The following is a 17931-nucleotide window of genomic DNA, read 5'->3' on the forward strand; positions in this document are numbered from 1 at the left end:
CGTGACATTGCGCGGCGCTATCGCTCGTCGCCTTATGGGAGATGGATCTGATGAAACTGTTCGTGACGCCGTGTGACGGGATTGGCCCCGAGATCACCGCGGCAACCATGGAGGTCCTGAAGGCTGCGGATGCGGCCTTCGGTCTCGGCCTCGAATACCACTTCGAAGACACCGGCTTCACCAGCCTGGAAAAGTTCGGCACGACGCTGCGGGACGAGACGATCGAACGGGCGCGTACCTTCGACGGCATCGTCCTCGGCCCGCAGTCGCACATGGACTACCCGCCCCGCGACAAGGGGGGTGCGAACGTCTCTGCCGGTTTCCGCGTCAAGCTCGACCTCTATGCGAATGTGCGCCCGGCCCGCTCGCGTCCCTTCCTCAACAACGCCAAGACGATGGATCTCGTCATCATGCGCGAGGCGACGGAAGGGTTTTACCCCGACCGCAACATGTTCGCCGGCACGGGCGAGTTCATGCCAACACCGGACGTGGCGCTGTCGGTCCGCAAGATCACGGCTTCGGCCTGCGAACGCATTGCGCGCCAGGCATTCCTGCTCGCCATGAAGCGGGGCAGGAAGGTGACTGCGGTCCACAAGGCGAACAACTTCATCCTGACCGATGGCCTCTTTCTGCAGCAGGTCCACAAGGTTGCCGCCGAGTTTCCGGAGGTGACGCTCAACGACGTCATCATCGATGCGATGGCGGCCCATCTGGTGCGCGATCCCTCGCGCTTCGACGTGATCGTGGCGACCAACTTCTATTCGGACATCCTCTCGGACCTTGCAAGCGAGCTTTCCGGCAGCCTTGGCCTTGCCGGCTCGATCAATGCCAATGCCGAGACCGGCCTCGTCTGCGCTCAGGCCCAGCACGGTTCGGCGCCGGACATCCAGGGCAGGAATATCGCCAACCCCACCTCACTCATCCTGTCGGCAGCGATGATGCTGAGCTGGCTCGGCGAGCAACGCGACCTGCCGCAGTTCGAGGCGGCGGGTGCGGAAATCGAGCGCGCTGTCGACGAGATCCTGGCTGATCCGGGTTCGCGCACGCGCGATCTCGGTGGCGCCACCAACACAGACGTTTTCGGCTCTCGCGTGGCGGGTGCGGTTCGGAACGGTGGTGGCGAGCGGAAGCGCGCCTGATGGTATTGTTTGTGTTTTGATTTGCTGAAAACCAAAACACAAACGGGGAGGATGCGAGGGCAGGGAGTGGCCCTCGCGCATTGCCCGCGGCTGTTTTCGCGACGCGGGTTCAATCTTTGGGAGATGAGATGATGAACAGGATCCTATCCGCCCGCGCGGCTGCCCTTGTGTTCGGCACTGCGCTCATGACCACCTTCGGTGCATTCGCCGAGGAGCTTCCTGCCGGATATCCGGCCGACTATGCGGCAACCACGTTTCCGGTGACAAGCCGTCGAAGGAAGTGTTCCTGCACAGGGCGTTCTACGAGACGCGGGAAGGGACGGGCGCGGTGGTGCATCTCCATTCGACCTTCGCCACCGCGCTGTCCTGTCTTGCCGATACGGACCCCGACGACTGTATCCCGCCGCTCACCCCCTATGTCGTCATGCGCGTCGGCGCGGTGAAGCTGCTGCCCTATGTGAAGCCGGGTGACACGCGGATGGGGGAGATGATCTGCGATCTCGGCGGGCGTTGTGCTGCCGTGCTGCTCGCCAATCATGGGCCGGTTGTCACCGGAACGGACATCGCCTCCGCCGTCTATGCCGCCGAGGAGCTGGAGGAAACCGCCAAGCTCCTGGTTCTCCTGCGCGGTGCCCCCCGGCGCATGCTGTCGCCGGAGAATGTCGCGGAGTTGAAAGCCGTGTTTGGCAGGGCCTGAGGGGGATCGTACTCAACGAAGGGAAGACCGGGGAACCGAGCAACGAGAAGGGCCCGTGTCGGCATCGCGGAAGATGGCGCAGCGTACAATGGCTGGGGAGTTGAGGCTGGGGATCACGTAGTCGCTGGCGGCAGCGGCATGAAATGCCCCGCCCGCCGGTCATGCCGGCGGTAGTCAGCTCCTTGCTGCCGGAAAAGTGCACGAAGGTAACGGGGCGATGTGCCGCGCGGACGGCGGACGTGCCGCAGCCGGAGACGCTCATCAGGACGGTGCGCCTGTTTTCCTCACAGTGAGGCCGTGATGCCGCCGTCGACATAAAGCGTGTGTCCGTTCACGAAGGAGGAAGCATCGGAGGCAAGGAAGATGCACGCGCCGACAAGCTCCTCCACCTTGCCCCAGCGGCCCGCCGGCGTACGCTTTTCCAGCCAGGCGGAAAAGGCGGGATCGGCGACGAGGGCGCGTTTGCCCGTGAGGTCGAAGAGTTGCGTGCTCATGGCTCTTTCCTAGCTGAATATGATCTTCATCGACTGGCCCTTGCCCGAGGCGATCCCGAAGGCCGAGACGCATCGGCGTGCGCTCCGGCCACCCCATCCTCGATCCGCACGATGAGCGGCCGGACGTACCGCATGTCGCCATCGAGCCGCGGCTGACGCTCTTACCCTGCCTTCAACTGCTCCCGGAGTTTTCCGGCGGCCAGATCCATGAAGGCCTGGATTCGTGGTGTGCGGCGCAGGTCCGGATGGACGAGGAGCCAGACTTCCGATTCCAATGTGTCGATGAAGCCGCCCCGCCGTTCAAGATCGAACGACCGGTGCAGATAGTCCGGCAGCAGTGCCTGCCCGAGGCCGGCTGCCGCGGCCTGGGCGGCGGCCCACATGCTGTTCACCCGCAGTACGGTCTCCTCTTCCGCTACGTGGACGGCCAGCCAGCGGGCGGCGGGAATGGCCGAAAGACTGTCGTCGAGTGCGATCCACGGCAGATCCGTCGCGCTGCCGGTTTTCGCGTAGATTGCGTAGCGGAACGCGCCCGCCCGCTGGCCGACCAATGTCTCCGGCGGGGACCGTGTGGGGCGGATTGCGACTTCCGCCTCGTAGCGCGCCATGTCGGCAAAGGCGTTGGAGACCACAAGGTCGAAGCGGATGCCGGCATGTTTCCGGCGGACCAGCGGGAGCAGCGCGGTGACCAGAGGCACCAGGGAATCGGGCGTCGTGAGGGTGATGCGGCCCTCAAGACGCTGTTCGCCGCCCGCAAGCCGCCGTCGGGCCTCGGCAAGGCTTGCCGCGACGGCCGTCGCGGCGCGGACCAGCTCGCTGCCGAGCGGGGTCGGGATATATTGCCCGCCGAGGCGCTGGAACAGCGGTGCGCCGGCCTCCTGCTCCAGTTCCTTCAGCCGGCGATAGACCGTTGCAAGATGCACATTGAGACTGGTGGACGCCGCGGCGGGCTTTCCGCTGCGTGCGAGGGCCGCGATCAGAAGAAGGTCGTCGGTCGAGAGCATTTTCGCGCCAATGCGAACTGGTTTCGTAATTCATGCAGAATAATTCGCGCAGACGCAAATTTATATGTCGATCCAGCAAAGGAGATCGACATGACCGAACTGCTGCATATCAAGGCGTCACCCCGTGCGGACCTCTCCCATTCCGGCAAGGCGGCGGCGGGTTTCATAAAGGCGCTTGAAACGCATCGCCCGGGCCTTCAGGTCCGCGAGGTCGACGTCTGGCAGGCCGACCTGCCGGCCTTCGACGGGCCTCTGCTTGCCGCGAAGTATGCGCGTCTAGCGGGCCGCTCCTTCACGCCGCAGGAGGCCGAGAGCTGGGCGGCGATCGAGGATCTGGTGCAAAGGCTCGATGCAGCGGATGCGGTCCTCATTTCCACGCCGATGTGGAACCTCTCAATCCCCTACCGGCTCAAGCACTATATCGACCTCGTGACCCAGCCGGGCCTCAGCTTCCGCTTTGATCCGCAAACCGGCTACACGCCGCTTCTGCGGCCGCGCCCCGTTGTCGCGATTCTCGCAAGCTCCGGCGGTTTCTCCGAGGGCCCGTCCTGGGGCCGGCCCGATCTTGCTACGCCCTACCTGCGGCAGGCGCTGGCGTTCATCGGTCTGGGTGACGCGGACATCGTTCCCGTCGGCCCGACGGCTGGCAAGCCGGAGGGCGTGCTCGCTGCGGCAGGAAAGGCGCAGGTGCAACTGGCGGCCCTTGCAGAGCGCTTCGCGGGGGCGGATGCATGAGTGCCGCGGCGGGGTGGACCTTGCTGGTTCTGTCCGGCGTGCTGGACGTGCTCTGGGCGCTGGCGACCAAGAAATCGCACGGCATGACCCATTGGGGCTGGGGCTTTCTTTCCATCCTCCTTCTGGCGGCTTTCGTGTTTTCGCTCGCCAGAGCTCTGTCCGTCCTGCCCCTCGGTATGGCCTATGCGGTCTGGACGGGCATCGGAGCGGTCGGCTCGGTTCTCGTCGGTGCCGTCGTGTTCGGCGAACCGCTGGGCGCCCAGCGCATAGCCTATGTGGCGATTATCGTGATCGCCATTGTTGGTCTGCATCTCGGCACAGGGCAGGAAGGCGCAAGCTAAAGGACGAGGCCGGGCTGCGCTTGGTGACGGGATCGCCCTGTGCCTCTCGCACGCATGCCCGGACGGACAGCGCCTATGCCAGCGTCTCCCGGCGAAAACCGGCCGGGCTCGTCGCCGTCCACTTGCGGAAGGCGCGGTGGAAGGCGCTGGGTTCGGAGAAGCCGAGCCGGGTGGCGATCTCCCCGACGCCGAGCGCCGTCGTCTGCAGCATCTCGATGGCGAGGTCCCGGCGGATTTCATCGCGGATCGTCGCGTAGTTCTGGCCTTCCGCATGAAGGCGATGCCGGAGGGTCGAGGGGGACATGCGCAATTGCGCGGCGAGATCGTCGAAGGCGCTCCAGGCGGTGGGTGGCACCTGCCGCAGGCGCTTGCGTACGCTCGCCGCAAGGCCGGCATCGTAGCGATAACGGACAAGGATGTTGGCGGGCGCGTTGCGCAGGAACTGTTTCAATGCCTGCTCGCTACGGGCAATCGGCAGTTTCAGCACGGAGGCATCGAAGGCGAGACGGCTGACCGGCTGCGAAAAACGCGCGGGAGCGCCGAAGAACAGCCGGTAGTCCGCGCCGTGCTCCGGCTCGGCGCAGCGGAAGTCGACCATGCGCAGCGGAATGCGCCGACCGACGAGCCAGCAGGTGATGCCATGCAGCAGGATCCAGTAGGTCCGGTAGGCGAAGGCGGTGCGCGGGCCGATGGCGTCCTTGAGCACGATCTGGGCAAGCCCGTCGGAAATGTCGAGATGGCCTTGCGGATCCTCCAGCATTGCGTTCAGAAAACGCAGCGCGCGCCGCAGCGCCTGGTCAAGGGTCTTGGCGTGCAGGATGCAGTGGCAGAGCAGGGTGAAGCTGCCGCTGGGCATCGGCCGGCCGCCCATGCCGAAGAACTCGTCGTCCATCTCGGCCGCGATTGCCAGCCAGAGGGCACCGTAGCTTTCCGCGGAGATCGGCGCTGTGATCCGGGCGGGTAGGCCGACGGAGGCAAGCACCTTTTCAGGTGCTTTTCCCTGTCGTTTCAGACAATCGATCGCCTCTTCCACAAAGAAGGGTGATATCATCCGCCGTCCGGTTTCCGTCATCGTCATGCCCTGCAGGATATGGTAAAACTGGCCGAAAAATCGAGACGCTTTGGTCATCGCATGCAATACCGCGCCATCGTAGAGTGATGCAAGACGGATGGGCAGGCCCGTCGAGGGCGTGCGACCCATTCGCGGTTCACGACACTTCACGCTGGCCCAACGGACAAGAACTGTGCTGAGGGAGAGCAGCCATGTTGATCCGCGCAAAGACCTTTGTCGTCACCGGAGGCGGTTCGGGCCTCGGTGCTGCCGTGGCCCGCATGCTGGCGGGCGAGGGCGCCAATGTCGTGATCGCCGATGTCAATGCGGAGGCCGGTTCGGCCATCGTCGGCGAACTTGGAGGCAGTGCTGCCTTCATCCAGACGGACGTGACGCAGGAGAGGGATGGCCAGGCCGCCGTCGATCTTGCGCTCGAACGGTTCGGCCATCTGCATGGGCTGGTCAATTGCGCGGGCGTCGCGCCCGGCGAAAAGGTGATCGGCCGCGACGGGCCGCACCGGCTCGATAGCTTTGCCCGCACCGTCGGCATCAATCTCATCGGCACCTTCAACATGATCCGGCTCGCCGCCGCCGCCATCGCCCGGCAGGAGCCGGGGGCGGACGGCGAGCGCGGCGTCATCGTCAACACGGCCTCGGTCGCCGCCTTCGACGGGCAGGTCGGCCAGGCGGCCTATGCGGCCTCCAAGGGCGGCGTTGCGGCGATGACCTTGCCGATTGCGCGGGAGCTTGCCCGCTCCGGCATCCGGGTGGTGTCCATCGCGCCGGGCATTTTCGAAACGCCGATGATGGCGGGCATGCCGCAGGAGGTGCAGGATTCGCTGGGGCGCAGCGTGCCCTTCCCGACGCGCCTCGGCAAGCCGGTGGAATTTGCCGCATTGGTGCGCCACATCTGTGAGAACGTCATGCTGAATGGCGAGGTCATCCGCCTTGACGGCGCGTTGCGCATGGCTCCGCGCTGAGATCGGATTCGGGAGGTTTCGATATGATGTTGCAGGATCCCATCGTCATCGTCGGTTCGGCCCGCACGCCGATGGGCGGTTTTCAGGGCGATCTCCGGGACGCCACCGCGCCGGAACTCGGCGCGGCCGCGATCCGCGCGGCGCTGGAGCGCAGCGGCGTCAGCCCGGAGACTGTCGAGGAGACGGTGTTCGGCTGTGTGCTGCCGGCCGGTCAGGGGCAAGCGCCGGCCCGGCAGGCGGCCATCGGCGCGGGCCTGCCCTTCGCCGCCGGGGCCACCACCGTCAACAAGATGTGCGGCTCGGGCATGAAGGCCGTCATGCTGGCGCACGATCTCATCGCGGCCGGCAGCGCCTCGGTCGCCGTCGCCGGCGGCATGGAGAGCATGACGAATGCGCCCTATCTGCTCGACCGGGCGCGCGGCGGCTACCGGCTCGGCCATGGCCGCGTCATCGACCATATGTTCCTCGACGGGCTGGAGGACGCCTATGACAAGGGCCGCCTGATGGGCACGTTTGCGGAGGACTGCGCCGAAGCCTACCAGTTCACCCGCCCCGCGCAGGACGATTATGCCGTGACCTCGCTCAGCCGCGCCCGCGACGCCATCGAGAGCGGCGCTTTCGATGGCGAGATCGTTCCGGTCACCGTCAAGGCCGGACGGTCGGAAACGGTCGTCAGCCGTGACGAGCAGCCCGGCAAGGCGAAACTGGAAAAAATCCCGACGCTGAAACCGGCTTTCCGCGAAGGCGGCACGGTGACGGCGGCCAACGCCTCCTCGATTTCCGACGGCGCGGCGGCGCTGGTGCTGATGCGGCGTTCGCAGGCCGAGCGCGAGGGATTTGCGCCGCTCGCCACCATCGTCGGCCATGCCACGCATGCGCAAGCGCCCAATCTTTTCGCGACCGCGCCGATTGGCGCGCTCAAAAAGCTCGGCGAGCGCACCGGCTGGAATTTTGCCGATGTCGACCTGTTCGAGATCAACGAGGCTTTCGCCGTCGTCGCCATGGCGGCGATGCGCGATCTCGACCTGCCGCACGAGAAGGTGAACGTGCACGGCGGCGCGTGTGCGCTCGGCCACCCGATCGGCGCATCCGGCGCGCGCGTGCTCGTCACGCTGCTCGCCGCGCTGCAACGCTACGATCTGAAGCGCGGCATGGCGACGCTCTGCATCGGCGGCGGCGAGGCGACGGCGGTGGCGATCGAACGGCACTGAACGGTTTGGGGGGAGACCGGACATGATCCTGACGGAACAGCAGGCCCAGATTCGCGACATGGCGCGGGATTTTGCCCGCGAGCGGCTGGCTCCGGGCGCGGCGGAGCGCGACAGGCAGAGCCGTTTTCCGCGCGAGGCGTTGGCGGAAATGGGCGAACTCGGCTTCCTCGGCATGCTGGTGCCGGAAGCCTATGGCGGCTCGGAGACGGGCGCGGTCGCCTATGCCGTGGCGCTGGAAGAAATCGCCGCCGGTGATGGCCCCTGCTCGACCATCATGAGCGTGCACAGTTCCGTCGGCTGCGTGCCGATCCTGAAATACGGCACGGAGGCGCAGAAAGAGCGCTTCCTGCCGAAGCTCGCCTCTGGCGAATGGATCGGCGGCTTTGCGTTGACCGAGCCGCAGGCCGGCTCCGACGCCTCGAACCTCAAGACGCGCGCCCGCCGCGACGGCGATCACTACGTCATCGACGGCGCGAAACAGTTCATCACCTCGGGCAAGAACGGCAACCTCATCATCGTCTTCGCCGTCACCGATCCCGATGCCGGCAAGAAGGGCATTTCCGCCTTCCTCGTGCCGACCGATACGCCCGGCTACGAGGTCGTGCGCGTGGAGGAGAAGCTCGGCCTGCATTCTTCCGACACCTGCCAGATCGCCTTCAGCGGCATGCGCATTCCCGCCGAAAACCGGCTCGGCGGGGAGGGGGAGGGGTATCGCATCGCGCTGTCGAACCTCGAAGGCGGGCGCATCGGCATCGCATCGCAGTCCGTCGGCATGGCGCGGGCGGCCTTCGAGGCCGCGCGCGATTACGCCCGCGAGCGTACGGCCTTCGGTGCGCCGATCATCGAGCATCAGGCCGTCGCCTTCAGGCTCGCCGACATGGCGACGCGGATCGAGGTGGCGCGCCAGATGGTGCTGCATGCAGCAGTGTTGAAGGAGGAGGGGCTGCCCTGCCTCACCGAAGCCTCGATGGCAAAGCTGTTCGCGTCGGAAATGGCGGAAAAGGTCTGCTCCGATGCGATCCAGATCCACGGTGGCTACGGCTACATGGCGGATTACCCGGTCGAGCGCATCTATCGCGACGTGCGCATCTGCCAGATCTACGAGGGAACGAGTGACGTCCAGCGCATCGTCATCGCGCGCAATCTATAACGGCGACAAGCCGACAAGGGAGGTATGATAGGGCATGACCGAGGTTCCGCATCTGAGCCTGCACGTCCCCGAGCCGGCGGTCCGGCCGGGCGGCCAGCCGGATTTCTCCAGCGTCAAGATCGCCAAGGCGGGCTCGGTGCCCCGGCCGGCGGTCGATGTGGCGCCGGAGGATATCCGCGATCTCGCCTATTCGATCATCCGCGTGCTCAATCGCGAGGGCGAGGCGGTCGGCCCCTGGGCCGGGCTGCTCTCCGACGAGGAGCTGCTGACGGGCCTGCGCAACATGATGATGCTGCGCGCCTTCGACGCCCGCATGGTGATGGCGCAACGGCAGGGGAAAACCTCCTTCTACATGCAGCATCTCGGCGAAGAGGCGGTCGCTTCCGCCTTCCGCAAGGCGCTGGAGAAGGGCGACATGAATTTCCCGACCTACCGGCAGGCAGGGCTGCTCATCGCCGACGACTATCCGATGGTCGAGATGATGAACCAGATCTACTCGAACGAGGCGGACCCGCTGCGCGGTCGGCAATTGCCGATCATGTATTCCTCGAAGGCGCACGGTTTCTTCACCATCTCCGGCAACCTCGCCACGCAATATGTGCAGGCCGTCGGCTGGGCCATGGCCTCGGCGATCAAGAAGGACACCAAGATCGCGGCGGCGTGGATCGGCGACGGCTCGACGGCCGAATCCGATTTCCACTCCGCCCTCGTCTTCGCCTCCACCTACAAGGCCCCGGTCATCCTCAACATCGTCAACAACCAATGGGCCATCTCGACCTTCCAGGGCATCGCCCGCGGCGGCTCCGGCACGTTTGCGGCCCGCGGCCTCGGCTTCGGCATCCCGGCGCTGCGTGTCGACGGTAACGACTACCTTGCCGTCTACGCTGTCGCGAAGTGGGCGGCGGAGCGGGCGCGGCGCAATCTTGGGCCCACGCTGATCGAATACGTCACCTACCGCGTCGGCGCACATTCCACCTCGGACGATCCGAGCGCCTATCGCCCGAAGACGGAATCCGAGGCGTGGCCGCTCGGCGATCCCGTCCTCCGGCTGAAGAAGCACCTCATCGTGCGCGGCGCCTGGTCGGAGGAGCGCCACACGCAGGCCGAAGCGGAAATCCTCGACGAGGTGATCCAGGCGCAGAAACAGGCCGAAAGCCACGGCACGCTGCATGCCGGGGGAAAACCCTCGGTGCGCGACATTTTCGAGGGCGTCTATGCGGACATGCCCGCCCATATCCGCCGCCAGCGGCAGAAGGCAGGATACTGACATGGCAAGAATGACGATGATCGAGGCTGTGCGCAGCGCCATGGACGTCTCGATGGGACGCGACGACGATGTGGTCGTCTTCGGCGAGGACGTCGGCTATTTCGGCGGCGTTTTCCGCGCGACGCAGGGCTTGCAGGCGAAATACGGCAAGACACGCTGCTTCGACGCGCCGATCAACGAATCCGGCATTCTCGGCACGGCCATCGGCATGGCGGCTTATGGGCTGAAACCCTGCGTCGAGATCCAGTTCGCCGACTACATGTATCCGGCCTACGACCAGATCACGCAGGAGGCGGCGCGCATCCGCTATCGCTCCAACGGCGATTTCACCTGCCCCATCGTGGTGCGCATGCCGACCGGCGGCGGCATTTTTGGCGGGCAGACGCACAGCCAGAGCCCGGAAGCGCTTTTCACCCATGTCTGCGGGCTGAAGGTGGTGGTCCCCTCCAATCCCTACGACGCCAAGGGCCTCTTGATCGCCGCCATCGAGGACCCGGACCCGGTGATGTTCCTCGAACCGAAGCGCCTCTACAACGGCCCCTTCGACGGCCATCACGAAAAACCGGTCACGCCCTGGTCGAAGCACGATCTCGGCGAGGTGCCGGAGGGGCACTACACCATCCCCATCGGCAAGGCGGAGATCCGCCGGCCGGGCGGCGCGGTCACCGTCGTCGCCTATGGCACGATGGTGCATGTGGCGCTCGCCGCGGCCGAGGAGACGGGGATCGACGCCGAGGTGATCGACCTGCGCAGCCTGCTGCCGCTCGATCTCGACACCATCGTGCAATCGGTGAAGAAGACCGGCCGCTGCGTCGTCGTGCACGAGGCGACGCTCACGTCGGGCTTCGGCGCGGAGGTCGTGTCGCTGGTTCAAGAGTATTGCTTCTACAGCCTCGAAGCGCCGGTGGTGCGCGTGACGGGCTGGGACACGCCCTATCCGCATGCGCAGGAATGGGACTATTTTCCGGGGCCTGCCCGCGTCGGCCGGGCGCTCAAAGAAGTGATGGAGGGCTGAGGATGGGCGAGTTCGTCATCAAGATGCCCGATGTGGGCGAGGGCGTGGCGGAGGCCGAGCTGGTCGAATGGCACGTCAAGCCGGGCGATCCGGTGCGCGAGGACATGGTGCTCGCCGCCGTGATGACCGACAAGGCGACGGTGGAGATTCCCTCGCCGGTCAATGGCACGGTGCTGTGGCTCGGCGCAGAGATCGGCGACACGGTGGCCGTGAAAGCGCCGCTGCTGCGCATCGCTGTGGCTGGGGAGGGCGAGAGCGGTGGTGAAAGCGAGAATGAGAGCGTAACGGAAGAGGCGCGGCAGCCTCTCCCTTCTCCCCAGCGGGGAGAAGGTGCCCGAAGGGCGGATGAGGGGGTATCTTCCCCCGCACCGAGCCAGCCGCCCCCCTCATCCGGCCCGGAGCCTGTCCTGGGGCTCGCCTCCGGCAAGACCCGGGGGGGCCACCTTCTCCCCGCCGGGGAGAAGGGGAAGACCTCGACGGTGGAGACAAGGCCGCTCGCCTCGCCCGCCGTGCGGCTGCGCGCACAGGAGGCCGGCGTCGATCTGCGGCAGGTATCGGCCACCGGCCCGGCCGGCCGCATCACCCATGACGACCTCGACCAGTTTGTTGCGCGCGGCGCACAGCCCGTCGCCGCGCCGGCCGGCCTTGCCCGCAAGACTGCGACGGAGGAAATCAAGGTCACCGGCCTTCGCCGCCGCATCGCGGAAAAGATGCGGCTTGCCAGCGCCCGCATCCCCCACATCACCTATGTCGAGGAGGTGGATGTCACCGACCTCGAAGACCTGCGCGCGACGATGAACGCCGGCCGCAAGCCCGACCAGCAAAAACTGACCATCCTGCCCTTCCTGATGCGGGCGCTGGTCAAGACGCTGGGCGAACAGCCGGGCGTCAACGCTACCTTCGACGACGATGCCGGCATCATCACCCGCCACAGCGCCGTCCATATCGGCATCGCCACGCAGACGCCGGCCGGCCTGACGGTGCCGGTCGTGCGCCATGCCGAGGCGCGGACGATCTGGGACAGCGCCGCCGAATTGACGCGCCTCGCCGACGCCGCCCGCAACGGCACGGCCGCGCGCGAGGAACTCTCCGGCTCCACCATCACCATCACCTCGCTCGGTGCGCTCGGCGGCATCGTCACGACGCCGATCATCAACCACCCGGAAGTGGCGATCGTCGGGGTCAACAAGATCCTGACCCGGCCGGTCTGGGACGGCGTGCAGTTCATTCCGCGCAAGATGATGAACCTGTCGTCGAGTTTCGACCACCGCATCGTCGACGGCTGGGATGCGGCGGTGTTCGTCCAGCGCATCAAGGCTTTGCTCGAAACCCCCGCACTGATCTTCATCGAAGGCTGATGACATGAAAGAGATCGTCTGCAAGCTTCTTGTCATCGGCGCAGGCCCCGGCGGCTATATCTGCGCCATCCGCGCCGGCCAGCTCGGCCTCGATACGGTCATCGTCGAAAAGGCCAAGGCCGGCGGCACCTGCCTCAATGTCGGCTGCATCCCCTCCAAGGCGCTGATCCATGCGGCGGAGGAATTCGACAAGGTGCGCCACATGACGGCCCCCAACGCGCTCGGCATCACGGTCGAAGCGCCGAAGCTGGACTTTGCCCAGACCATCCGCTGGAAGGACGGCATCGTCGGCCGGCTGAACAGCGGCGTGCTCGGCCTCCTGCGCAAGGCCAAGGTGAAGATCGTGCACGGCGAGGCGCGGTTCCGCGACGGCAAGACCGTCGAGGTGGAGACCGAGACCGGAACGCAAGTCATCCGCGCCGAGACGGTGGTCATCGCCACCGGCTCCGAACCGGTCGAGCTGCCGGCGCTGCCCTTCGGCGGCGCGATCCTGTCCTCCACCGAGGCATTGTCGCTGCAAAGCGTGCCGCAAAAACTTGCCGTCGTCGGCGGCGGCTATATCGGCCTCGAACTCGGCACGGCCTTCGCCAAGCTGGGCGCGGCGGTCACGGTGGTCGAGGCCATGGCGCAGATCCTGCCGCAATACGACGCCGAACTCGTCAAGCCGGTCGCAAAGCGCCTCGCCGATCTCGGCGTCAGCGTGCTGACCGGCGTCAAGGCGAAAGGTTTTTCCGGCGAGGCGCTGGTGATCGAGACCGCGTCCGGCGCGGAAAAACAGATTGCCGCAGATAAGGTTCTCGTCACCGTCGGCCGCAAGCCGCGCACGGAGGGCTGGGGCCTCGAAGACCTCGATCTCGACCGCGCCGGCCGCTTCGTCCGCATCGACGAGCGCTGCCGCACCTCCATGCGCGGCGTCTATGCCATCGGCGACGTCACCGGCGAGCCGATGCTCGCCCATCGCGCCATGGCGCAGGGCGAGATGGTCGCCGAGATCGTCGCCGGCCGCAAGCGCGCCTGGGACAAGCGCGCCATCCCCGCCGTCTGCTTCACCGATCCGGAAATCGTCACCGCCGGCCTTTCGCCCGACGAGGCGCGCGCGCAGGGCTACGACATCCGCATCGGCCTCTTCCCGTTCAACGCCAACGGCCGCGCCATGACCACCCAGTCGGAAGACGGTTTTGTCCGCGCCGTGGCGCGCGCGGACACCAACCTGCTGCTCGGCCTTCAGGCGGTCGGCGCTGGTGTCTCGGAGCTTTCCAGCGCCTTCTCGCTGGCGCTCGAAATGGGCGCGCGGCTGGAGGACGTCGCCGGCACGATCCACGCCCACCCGACCCGCAGCGAAGGCTTGCAGGAAGCCGCATTGAAAGCCCTCGGCCATGCCCTCCACATCTGAGCCGCAAACCCTGATCGACCGCACCGGCGCGCTCGGCCGCATCCGGCTCAACCGGCCGAAGGCGCTCAACAGCCTGACCCTCCCGATGATCCGCGACATCGACAGGGCGCTGGACGCCTTCGAGGTCGATCCCGACGTCGCCGCCGTGCTTCTCACCGGCGAGGGCGAGCGCGGGCTGTGCGCCGGCGGCGACATCCGCATGATCTATGAGGGCGGCAAGGCCGGCTCCCCGGAGCCCGTCGATTTCTGGCGCGAGGAATATCGCCTGAACGCCCGCCTGAACCGGCTGCAAAAACCCTTCGTCGCCTTCATGGACGGCATCGTCATGGGCGGCGGGGTCGGCGTTTCCGTCTATGCCAGCCACCGCATCGTCACCGAGCGCACCCGCTTCGCCATGCCCGAAACGGGCATCGGCTTCTTCCCGGATGTCGGCGCGTCGTGGTTCCTCACACGCGGGAAGAACGAACTCGGCACCTATGCCGGATTGACCGGCGAACTGCTGGCTGCCGCCGACGCCATCGCCTTCGGGCTTGCCGACAGCTACGTCCCTTCGGAACGCCTGCCGGAGCTGGCCGAAGCGCTCTCCCGCCAGCCCGATGTGCCGGCAACGATTGCCGCCTTCTCGCAAACGCCGCCGCCCGCAAGCGTCGCTGCGCAGCAACCCCTGATCGATCGGCTTTTTGCCTTCGATACGATCGAGGACATCCTGAAGGCGCTGGCGCAGGACGGATCGGCTTTTGCGGAAAAGACGCTCGGCGTTTTGCGGACGAAATCACCGCTCAGCCTGAAGGTGACGCTCCGCCTGCTCCGCCTCGGGAGGCAGGCGCCGTCGCTTGAAGCCTGCCTCGAACGGGAGTTCGCCGCCACGGCGGCCGTTCTGCGCAGTCATGATTTCTACGAGGGTGTCCGGGCCGCCGTCATTGACAAGGACCGCAATCCGCAGTGGCGCCCGGCGCGATTGGATGACGTCACTGCCGAGCATGTCGCCGCCTTCTTCGAACCGTCGGCAAAGCCGCTCTTCGTTGTGGATGCAGGGAAAGGAGAACGCCTATGAGCCCTATCGCCTTCATCGGTCTTGGCCATATGGGCGGCCCGATGGCCGCAAACCTCGTGAAAGCCGGCCACAATGTGCGCGGTTTCGACCTGACGGCCGCCTCGCTGGAGCTCGCCCGGGAAAATGGGATATCGACCGTCGCCTCGGTCGCGGAGGCCGTTTCCGGCGCCGGCATCGTGATCACCATGCTGCCGGCGGGTGCGCATGTGCTTTCCGTCTGGCAGGAGCTGGTGGCCATCGTGCCCTCGGGCACGTTGCTCATCGACTGCTCGACCATCGACATGGACAGCGCCCGCAAGGCCCACGCGCTCGCCGAGACACATGGTTGCCCGGCGCTCGATGCACCCGTTTCCGGCGGCACCGGCGGGGCTACGGCCGGCACGCTCACCTTCATGGTGGGCGGGGATGCGGCGGTCTTTGCCGGCGCGAAAACGGTGTTCGAGGCGATGGGCAAGAAGATCATCCACTGCGGTGGCGCCTCCGCCGGCCAGGCGGCAAAAATCTGCAACAACATGATCCTCGGCATCAGCATGATCGCCGTGGGCGAGGCCTTCGTGCTCGGCGAGCAGCTGGGTCTCACGCACCAGGCGCTGTTCGACGTCGCCTCTGTCTCCTCGGGCCAATGCTGGTCGCTGACGACCTATTGCCCGGTGCCCGGGCCCGTCCCCGGCTCGCCGGCCAATCGTGACTACGAACCTGGCTTTGCCGCGGCGCTGATGCTGAAGGATCTGAAGCTCTCGCAGGCAGCAGCAACAGATGCCGGCGCGATGACACCACTCGGCGCCACGGCGGCGGCGCTCTATCAGAGATTTGCCGACGAAGGGTTCGGCGGCAAGGATTTTTCCGCCATCATCAACATGTTGCGGGGCGAGACGGGGACAAGGTAGCGGACATGGCATCGATCATCGAGGGAGTGGCTGGGGTGGAGCAACCTGTTATCGTCGAACGGCAGGGCCGCGTCGTCATCGTAACGCTGAACCGGCCGGCGGCTCGCAACGCGCTGAATTCCGAAATCATGCTTGCACTCGCCGATGATCTTGCCGCGCTCGATCGCGACCCCGGCGTCGGCTGTTTCGTTATCCGCGGCTCGGAAAAGGCTTTTGCCGCGGGTGCCGATATCAAGGAGATGGCCGACAAGTCCTTCGCCGAGATGTACAGCGAGGACTTTTTTGCCGCCTGGGAACGGTTCGCTGCGCTGCGCACGCCGAAAATTGCTGCGGTCTCCGGTTATGCGCTCGGCGGCGGCTGCGAGCTGGCCATGATGTGCGATATGATTTTTGCCGCCGATACGGCCGTGTTCGGCCAGCCGGAGATCAAGCTTGGCGTGATCCCCGGCATGGGCGGAACACAGCGGCTGACGAGGCTCGTCGGCAAGGCGAAGGCGATGGATCTCATCCTCACCGGCCGGATGATGGACGCGGTGGAGGCGGAACGGGCGGGCCTCGTTTCCCGGGTGATCGCGTCCGACAGGCTGATGGAGGAGACGCTCGCCGCGGCCGAGACGATCGCCACCTATGGAAAGGCGGCGGCGATGGCCGCCCGCGAGGCGGTGGACCGTGCGCTCGAAACAGGCCTGCGTGACGGGATCGCCTTCGAGCGGCGGCTTTTCCATGCGCTGTTCGCAACGGCGGACCAGAAGGAAGGCATGGCCGCCTTCGTCGAGAAGCGCAGGCCGACCTTCGTCGGCAAGTAAGCACACCATCATCAGCATTACCGCATTTTCGGCAGTCCGGCGAGCAACGCTCCGGGCTGGTGGTGCCGTTCGGACAAGGCGGCAATCTTGCTGAAGCGAAACCCGGTGTCGTGCCGGGCACTGACGGGTGCGCCAGGCCGCATGCCGTGAACTTTCAGCCGCGCCCAATTGCCGCAGCGAGAGATTTCACCTATGTTGACCAAGTGGTAAAAAAAGACGCTTTTCAATGAATTGCGCGATAAGCCAAAGGGGAATCGAATGCATCGCAATCCATTCAATTTCGGCATTTCCAGACGAACCCTGATCAAGGTCGCCGGTGCGTCCGCGGCGGTTGCGGCCGCAGGCCTGCCGGGCCGCTTGTTCGCCGCCGACCCGCTCAAGGTCGCGGCCATCTATACCGTTCCGGTCGAGCAGCAGTGGGTCAGCCGCATCCACAAGGCGGCCAATGCCGCCAAGGAGCGCGGGGACATCGAATATGTCTATTCGGAGAATACCGCCAACAACGATTATGAGCGCGTCATGCGCGAATATTGCGAAGCCGGCCACAAGCTGATCCTGGGAGAGGTCTTCGGCGTGGAGGATGCCGCCCGTGCCGTCGCCAAGGATTATCCGGACGTCGCCTTCCTGATGGGCTCCAGCTTCAAGCCCGATGCCGCCGTGCCGAACTTCTCGGTTTTCGACAACTACATCCAGGACGCTTCCTACCTCTCCGGTCTTGTTGCCGGCGCGATGACCAAGTCGAAGAACATCGGCATGGTCGGCGGCTATCCGATCCCCGAGGTCAACCGCCTGATGAACGCCTTCATGGCGGGCGTGAAAGAGGTGGCCCCGGATACCAAGTTCCAGATCGCGTTCATCGGCTCGTGGTTCGATCCGCCCAAGGCCAAGGAGACCGCCTTCGCCCAGATCGATGGCGGAGCGGACCTGCTCTATGCGGAGCGTTTCGGCGTGTCCGACGCGGCCAAGGAAAAGAAGGTCCTGGCCATCGGCAATGTCATCGATACCCAGGCGGACTATCCGGAGACCGTGGTCGCCTCCGCGCTGTGGCATTTCGAACCGACGCTGGACAAGGCGATCGCGGAAGTGAAGGCCGGCGCCTTCAAGGCGGACGACTACGGCGTCTACTCCTTCATGAAGAACGGCGGCTGTTCGCTCGCGCCGCTCGGCACCTTCGATGCCAAGGTTCCCGACGACGTGAAGGCGAAGATCGCCGAGAAGGAAAAGGCGATCAAGGACGGTTCGTTCACCGTCGAGATCAACGACGCAGAGCCGAAATCGAGCTAGCGTTCCGCGTTCTGACGATCGCGGGGCGACATGGCTGGCGGCAGAGGATGTTTTCCCTTGCCGCC

General features: G+C 65.8%; 17 protein-coding genes and 1 pseudogene. 15 read left to right on the top strand and 3 right to left on the bottom strand.

Going from position 1 to position 17931, the window contains the following annotated elements:
• The first annotated feature begins 50 nt into the window (after nt 1-50).
• Together AKG11_RS19015 and AKG11_RS19020 are read left to right on the top strand one after the other, a co-directional pair.
• The gene (locus tag AKG11_RS19015) at nt 51-1139 is read left to right on the top strand and encodes an isocitrate/isopropylmalate dehydrogenase family protein (protein WP_023516909.1); all 1089 of its coding nucleotides are present in this window, start codon (nt 51-53) and stop codon (nt 1137-1139) included.
• 226 nt (nt 1140-1365) lie between these two features.
• Nucleotides 1366-1836 (top strand): class II aldolase/adducin family protein, encoded by a 471-nt coding sequence (locus AKG11_RS19020; RefSeq protein ID WP_256364425.1) that lies wholly within the window; start codon nt 1366-1368, stop codon nt 1834-1836.
• Nucleotides 1837-2120: 284 nt separating this feature from the next.
• Here AKG11_RS19020 and AKG11_RS19025 read toward each other — a convergent pair.
• Both AKG11_RS19025 and AKG11_RS19030 read right to left on the bottom strand, forming a co-directional pair.
• Nucleotides 2121-2297: pseudogene (locus tag AKG11_RS19025) on the bottom strand (SDR family oxidoreductase); the annotation flags it as partial.
• A 194-nt stretch (nt 2298-2491) separates the two neighbouring features.
• Nucleotides 2492-3334 carry a LysR family transcriptional regulator gene (locus AKG11_RS19030; protein ID WP_050745054.1) on the bottom strand — a complete coding sequence of 281 codons (843 nt, stop codon included), beginning with the start codon at nt 3332-3334 and terminating at the stop codon, nt 2492-2494.
• A 90-nt stretch (nt 3335-3424) separates the two neighbouring features.
• On the opposite strand from AKG11_RS19030, the gene AKG11_RS19035 reads away from it, so the two are divergent.
• Entirely contained in the window at nt 3425-4069 is a 645-nt protein-coding gene (locus tag AKG11_RS19035; protein WP_050745055.1) for an FMN-dependent NADH-azoreductase, read from the top strand.
• The gene (locus AKG11_RS19040) at nt 4066-4410 is read left to right on the top strand and encodes a DMT family transporter (RefSeq protein ID WP_050745056.1); all 345 of its coding nucleotides are present in this window, start codon (nt 4066-4068) and stop codon (nt 4408-4410) included. Before AKG11_RS19035 ends, AKG11_RS19040 begins: the two co-directional genes overlap by 4 nt.
• Nucleotides 4411-4483: 73 nt before the next feature.
• Here the strand turns inward: AKG11_RS19040 and AKG11_RS19045 are convergent, their stop codons facing one another.
• A complete protein-coding gene (locus AKG11_RS19045) occupies nt 4484-5482 on the bottom strand; it encodes an AraC family transcriptional regulator (protein WP_082342538.1) in 999 nt (332 codons plus the stop codon).
• A gap of 191 nt (nt 5483-5673) precedes the next feature.
• Between AKG11_RS19045 and AKG11_RS19050 the strand changes: the two genes are divergently transcribed.
• From AKG11_RS19050 to AKG11_RS19100, 11 genes are all read left to right on the top strand, one after another.
• A complete protein-coding gene (locus AKG11_RS19050; protein WP_050745057.1) occupies nt 5674-6441 on the top strand; it encodes a 3-hydroxyacyl-CoA dehydrogenase in 768 nt (255 codons plus the stop codon).
• A 23-nt stretch (nt 6442-6464) separates the two neighbouring features.
• Complete coding sequence (locus AKG11_RS19055) at nt 6465-7652, top strand: acetyl-CoA C-acyltransferase (RefSeq protein WP_050745058.1); 1188 nt, start codon at nt 6465-6467, stop codon at nt 7650-7652.
• A 22-nt stretch (nt 7653-7674) separates the two neighbouring features.
• Nucleotides 7675-8802, top strand: coding sequence for an acyl-CoA dehydrogenase family protein (locus AKG11_RS19060; RefSeq protein WP_050745059.1), 1128 nt, complete (start codon nt 7675-7677; stop codon nt 8800-8802).
• Between the two features lie 34 nt (nt 8803-8836).
• The gene (locus tag AKG11_RS19065) at nt 8837-10069 is read left to right on the top strand and encodes a 3-methyl-2-oxobutanoate dehydrogenase (2-methylpropanoyl-transferring) subunit alpha (protein WP_050745060.1); all 1233 of its coding nucleotides are present in this window, start codon (nt 8837-8839) and stop codon (nt 10067-10069) included.
• 1 nt (nt 10070) lies between these two features.
• Nucleotides 10071-11084: an alpha-ketoacid dehydrogenase subunit beta gene (locus AKG11_RS19070; RefSeq protein WP_050745061.1), complete on the top strand. Its 1014-nt coding sequence runs from the start codon at nt 10071-10073 to the stop codon at nt 11082-11084.
• A gap of 2 nt (nt 11085-11086) precedes the next feature.
• On the top strand, nt 11087-12442 hold the full coding sequence (locus tag AKG11_RS19075) for a dihydrolipoamide acetyltransferase family protein (protein ID WP_050745062.1): 1356 nt from the start codon (nt 11087-11089) through the stop codon (nt 12440-12442).
• A gap of 4 nt (nt 12443-12446) precedes the next feature.
• Nucleotides 12447-13835, top strand: a complete 1389-nt coding sequence (gene lpdA, locus AKG11_RS19080) for a dihydrolipoyl dehydrogenase (RefSeq protein ID WP_050745063.1) — start codon at nt 12447-12449, stop codon at nt 13833-13835.
• The gene (locus AKG11_RS19085; protein ID WP_050745064.1) at nt 13819-14889 is read left to right on the top strand and encodes an enoyl-CoA hydratase/isomerase family protein; all 1071 of its coding nucleotides are present in this window, start codon (nt 13819-13821) and stop codon (nt 14887-14889) included. Before lpdA ends, AKG11_RS19085 begins: the two co-directional genes overlap by 17 nt.
• Nucleotides 14886-15776, top strand: coding sequence for a 3-hydroxyisobutyrate dehydrogenase (mmsB, locus tag AKG11_RS19090; protein ID WP_050745065.1), 891 nt, complete (start codon nt 14886-14888; stop codon nt 15774-15776). The genes AKG11_RS19085 and mmsB overlap by 4 nt, the downstream gene beginning before the upstream one ends.
• 5 nt (nt 15777-15781) lie before the next feature.
• Nucleotides 15782-16582 carry an enoyl-CoA hydratase gene (locus tag AKG11_RS19095; RefSeq protein ID WP_023516857.1) on the top strand — a complete coding sequence of 267 codons (801 nt, stop codon included), beginning with the start codon at nt 15782-15784 and terminating at the stop codon, nt 16580-16582.
• 258 nt (nt 16583-16840) lie between these two features.
• On the top strand, nt 16841-17866 hold the full coding sequence (locus tag AKG11_RS19100; RefSeq protein ID WP_050745066.1) for a BMP family protein: 1026 nt from the start codon (nt 16841-16843) through the stop codon (nt 17864-17866).
• Nucleotides 17867-17931 lie beyond the last annotated feature (65 nt).

The sequence above is a fragment of the Shinella sp. SUS2 genome (assembly GCF_001262505.1).
GTDB lineage: Bacteria > Pseudomonadota > Alphaproteobacteria > Rhizobiales > Rhizobiaceae > Shinella.